This is a genomic window from Vibrio sp. (genome assembly GCF_050299255.1).
In the GTDB taxonomy this organism is placed as follows: domain Bacteria; phylum Pseudomonadota; class Gammaproteobacteria; order Enterobacterales; family Vibrionaceae; genus Vibrio.
The window spans coordinates 1-4,502 of sequence record NZ_JBNKVP010000133.1 but is presented as its reverse complement, the minus strand read 5'-3'; the positions used below and the strand labels follow the sequence as shown (position 1 = coordinate 4,502).

Below are 4,502 nucleotides of genomic sequence, written 5' to 3'. Positions count from 1 at the left end.
AGGTCAGGTTCAGCTCCATGCACTCGTCCAGATCGGGCAGCAGCCGTCCGGGCAGGCCGCGCATGTGCGGGCGGCCGGGTTCGTGGCAGAGTACCAGCCAGTCGGCCTGGGCGCCGTGCAGCAGGCCCAAACTTACCCCCGCATAAGCCGGATGCAATAACGAGCCTTGGCCTTCGATGATGTCCCAGTGCTCTGGAGCGTTGGCCGGTGAAAGATCTTCTACCATACCGGAGATAAAATCCGACACTACCGCATCCACCGGTACGCCGTTGCCTTCGATCAGGATGCCGGTTTGGCCGGTTGCACGGAACGTAGCTGGAATACCACGCTGTTCCATTTCGCGGTGAATCGCCAGAGTGGTAAACATTTTACCAACACAGCAGTCGGTCCCGACACTTAACAGACGTTTACCGCTGCGTGGCAGACCGGTTCCACACACCATCGGCCCTTGCGGTACTCGTACATCCAGCAGTTTCTGGCCAGTGCGCTCTGCGGCAGCCACCAGCTCAGGAACATCGCTCAGACGCATATGCAGGCCACTGGCGATGTCCATGCCCGCTTCCATCGCATCGATTAAAATATCCACCCAGGTCATCGGCAGGGTTCCGCCAACTGGTGCCAGACCAAGAATAAACGTCTTCGCCCCGCACTCTGCCGCCTCACGCGGCGACATTTCTGCCAGCCCCAGATCCGCTTTCGCGCCTGGTAGCCGGTACTGTGCCAGGCATTTCTCCGGTCGCCAGTGCGCCACACCTTTGGCGACTTTCGCCATCAGAAGATCATTTGCATCGCCCAGAAACACCAGATATGGCGTTTTCAATTCAATCTTATTCATTGTGTCGATCCTTTTTTAAAGTCAAACGAGCCCACAAGAGCCCGAGCTCCTGGTGCCAACAGGTTGTGGTTGGGTGAAAAATCAGGTCGCAGCGATGGTGGCGGGTCTTGCACCCGGCGTTCGCTGAATCTGATGCCGATAGAGGTAGCGTTCTGCCTGACGCCACGCCATGACAAACAGAGTGGCGATAATCAGGTACATCGCTGCCGCCAGAAAATAGGTGGAGATATCGAACGTCTGCGAAAACGCGCGTCGTGTTTGCCCCATCAGATCCATCACGGTAATCACACTGGCTACCGCGCCCCCTTTGAGCATTAAAATGCACTCGTTACCCAAGGCGGGGAAAGCAATACGATAAGCGAGCGGCAAGACGATGTGGCGGTACAACAAGCTGTTGGACATACCCATGGACTTGGCTGCTTCAATTTCACCGGCATCCACCGACTGAATCGCACCACGCAAAATCTCTGTCTGATACGCCAGAGAATTAAGGGTAAACACCAATAATGCACAGTTAACCGGGTCGCGAAAGAAGTGCCACATCCCCATCTCCATCAACCAGGGACGGAACTGGCCTGAGCCGTAGTAGAGTAAAAACAGCTGTGCTATCAGTGGCGTACCGCGAAAGAACGAGATAAATAGCAGCACCGGCCAGCGACAGACAGGTGAAGACTGAATACGCAATATCGACATAGGTAACGCCAGCAGTGCCGCGAAGGATACCGAGATAAAGGTGATTTTCAGTGTCATCCATGCGCCATCGAGCAACATGGGTGTCACTTTAGCGATAAAATCCGTCATAACCGTCTCCTTAGCGACTCACGCGTATGCCACGCTTCGAGTGTTGTTCCATTGCCGCCAATAGCCTTTCACAACACACGCACACCGCCCAATAAGCCAGGCACACGGTGAGATAAAACAGAAATGGCTTTTTGGTCACACCAACCGCGATGTTTGCCGCGCGCATCAAATCATCCAGCGCGATCACCGACACCAAGGCGGTATCTTTGAGCAGGTTAATCCAAAGGTTACCCAAGCCAGGCAGTGCTAAACGCAGTAACTGCGGACGTTCGATAAACCAGAAAATCTGCAACCGAGTCATCGCAAGTGAATATCCTGCCTCGCGTTGACCCTTATCCATCGCTTTCCACGCACCCCGCAGCACTTCGGCCGAATAACCACTGAACACCAAACCCAGCGCGATTACACCGGCACCAAACGGATTGAGTTCGAAAAAACCATTACTTGGGTCAAGCCATTTCAGTGTCTTGTTAATCAAAAGACCGACCCCGTGGTAGATGATGAACAGAGTCAGCAGCTCAGGGAGGCCTCGCAGCAAAGTGGTATAAACAGTGGCAAACCAGCGATAGCTTTTGTGAGCGCTTATCGACAATGCCGCCACACCGGTTCCCAAGATCAAACCAACCGGTAACGCACACAGCGCCAGTCCCAAAGTAACTGCCAGCCCTTTCAGCAGTTCATCGCCCCAGCCGCGGTCGCCCAGACTCAGGTACATCAGATAATCCATCGCGTCACTCTCTTGATAAAATACACCTCAGTGGCGACCATAGCCGCCACAGATCCGCTGACTTATTTCAGAGTCAGCAGGTTAATCGAGAAGAACTGGTCGTTAATTTTCTGATAGGTACCATCTTTGATGATGTTTGCCAGAGCCTGGTCCACGCGTTGACGAAGCTGCTGGTCTTCTTTACGCAGCGCAATGCCCACACCATCACCGACATAGGTACGGTCAGTGATCAAATCTCCCGCTTTCTCACAACAGGCGCCATCGGTAGAGCTAAGCCAATCGGTCATCGGCATGATGTCACCCGCTTGAGCGTCGATACGGCCACTGACCAGATCGAGGTTTACCGCATCCTGGGTCGGGTATAAGCGCACTTCAGAATCCGGGTAGTTCGCCAGTAGGTACTCAGCCTGTGTGGTGGATCCTTGCGCACCGATGATCATGCCTTTCATCGCTTCAGGCGAGACATCTTTGATACCAGACTGTTTATCGACAACAAACGTCATCGCGGACGCTTGGTACGGTTCGCTGAAAGCGACTTGTTGTTTACGCGCATCGGTAATAAACATGGAGGCCAGAATCAGGTCGTATTTGCCCGCCAACAACGCCGGGATAATACCGTCCCAATCCTGAGCAACAAACTCACACTCGACTTTCATTTCGCTGCACAAGGCTTTGCCGATTTCAATATCGAACCCGGCCAACTGACCGTCAGCGGTATAATAATTAAACGGAGGGTATGCGCCTTCGGTGCCGATTCTGATCGTTTCTGCGTTAACACTCGCTGACGCAGCAACTGCTACTGAGGTCGCAAGAAAAACACTTAAAAATTTCCCTTTTGCCATCATGAATCCCTTCTACTTTCGTTATGGTCTAGTCCCAAATGCTCGCTTGTCTTCAAGGTTGCTCCCTTTCACTTCGACAGACGATTACAACAACACTATTGAGTATGTTAAAAATTGGTTAATATCCATAATGATGAATAAGTATGATATACATAGCCTGTCGCTATGGATAAATCATTCAAGGAACAAGCTCATGCTAAACGCTAAAGACCGCCTGCTGCGTAATCTCGACTGGAACTTGCTGTTTACGTTTCTAACCATAGTGAACGAAGGCGGTATCAGTGCCGCTGCGCGTAAGCTTTCACTCAGCCAACCCAGTGTCAGTAATGCCTTAAAGCGGCTGGAGGAGCATGTAGATAAGCGGCTTATTCTACGTAAGAAAGGGGTATTTTCTCTCACCCTGCACGGGATGCGCGTATACGAATACGCGTCTTCGGTAAGCCGCATCATCGGCGATATGGCGGACCAGTTCGTCGACCAAACAGATAATATTCAGGGTGAATTGACCATTGAGATTGCCAGCCACCTGCAATGCCCGGCATTTGACGCCACGTTGGCGCACTACCACGCGATGTTTCCCAACGTGATATTTAACGTCAATACCCACCCGAGCGCCGACATTGTCAGCCACGTTGCTGACGGTCTGCTTAGAATCGGATTGAGTAATAAGAAAATTGCCAAAACCGGCATCCGCTGTGATTTTCTCGGCTACGAGCAGATGGGCTTTTATTGTGGTCGAACCCACCCATTCTTTGGCCGCGAGGACCTGACGTTAGAAGAGATTAAAGGCCAGCCATATATCTCATTTGAAAGTGACCAACCCGGTGAAGGGTTAGATGCGATTGCACAATTTCGGGAGCAGCAGCAATTTTGGGGTAAGTTAGTTGCCGTGTCTTCAAATCTGGAGGAAGTTCGCCGCATGATCATGGCAGGCATCGGCTTTGGTGCCCTGACGGTAGAAAGTGCCAAACCTTATGTTAGCCAAGGGCTATTGTGGCCACTGCCACCATACCAATCCTTGCCGGTCACGGAGATGTATCTGGTCACGCCGGAAACCGTCGCACTGAATGACATCGAAGTTCACTTTGTCCGTTTACTCAAACAGCAAACGCAGCAGCTGATACGCTACACGCTGAACGCCATTCAGAATACCCACCATCAACCTATCGGGGAATAAATAATATGGTCCATAACGGGCGGTGCCATTCCAAGGAAAGGGAGCAGCAGGGAGTGTTGCTATTTTGAGTTCGATCTTATTTGTACCAATGGCACATCTGCTTTTTCTGACTTCAGAGAA

5 protein-coding genes are annotated in these 4,502 nt (G+C 51.9%); 1 reads left to right on the top strand and 4 read right to left on the bottom strand.

The features are described from left to right. The 4 genes from ACQY6F_RS18190 to ACQY6F_RS18175 form a co-directional block, all read right to left on the bottom strand. Positions 1 to 835: DUF1611 domain-containing protein (locus ACQY6F_RS18190; RefSeq protein ID WP_428776470.1), on the bottom strand; the 835-nt coding region annotated here is incomplete at its 3' end. A gap of 81 nt (positions 836 to 916) precedes the next feature. Further along, positions 917 to 1,636 (bottom strand): ABC transporter permease, encoded by a 720-nt coding sequence (locus ACQY6F_RS18185; protein WP_428776468.1) that lies wholly within the window; start codon positions 1,634 to 1,636, stop codon positions 917 to 919. Between the two features lie 10 nt (positions 1,637 to 1,646). Further along, the gene (locus tag ACQY6F_RS18180; protein WP_428776467.1) at positions 1,647 to 2,363 is read right to left on the bottom strand and encodes an ABC transporter permease; all 717 of its coding nucleotides are present in this window, start codon (positions 2,361 to 2,363) and stop codon (positions 1,647 to 1,649) included. A 62-nt stretch (positions 2,364 to 2,425) separates the two neighbouring features. Then, on the bottom strand, positions 2,426 to 3,205 hold the full coding sequence (locus ACQY6F_RS18175) for an ABC transporter substrate-binding protein (protein WP_428776465.1): 780 nt from the start codon (positions 3,203 to 3,205) through the stop codon (positions 2,426 to 2,428). Positions 3,206 to 3,398: 193 nt separating this feature from the next. Between ACQY6F_RS18175 and ACQY6F_RS18170 the strand changes: the two genes are divergently transcribed. After that, positions 3,399 to 4,382 (top strand): LysR family transcriptional regulator, encoded by a 984-nt coding sequence (locus ACQY6F_RS18170; protein WP_428776464.1) that lies wholly within the window; start codon positions 3,399 to 3,401, stop codon positions 4,380 to 4,382. Positions 4,383 to 4,502 lie beyond the last annotated feature (120 nt).

Coding starts and splice junctions, on each gene's coding strand:
- ACQY6F_RS18185 (WP_428776468.1), bottom strand. CDS start 1,636: ATGACGGATTTTATCGCTAAAGTGACACCCATGTTGCTCGATGGCGCA.
- ACQY6F_RS18180 (WP_428776467.1), bottom strand. CDS start 2,363: ATGGATTATCTGATGTACCTGAGTCTGGGCGACCGCGGCTGGGGCGAT.
- ACQY6F_RS18175 (WP_428776465.1), bottom strand. CDS start 3,205: ATGGCAAAAGGGAAATTTTTAAGTGTTTTTCTTGCGACCTCAGTAGCA.
- ACQY6F_RS18170 (WP_428776464.1), top strand. CDS start 3,399: ATGCTAAACGCTAAAGACCGCCTGCTGCGTAATCTCGACTGGAACTTG.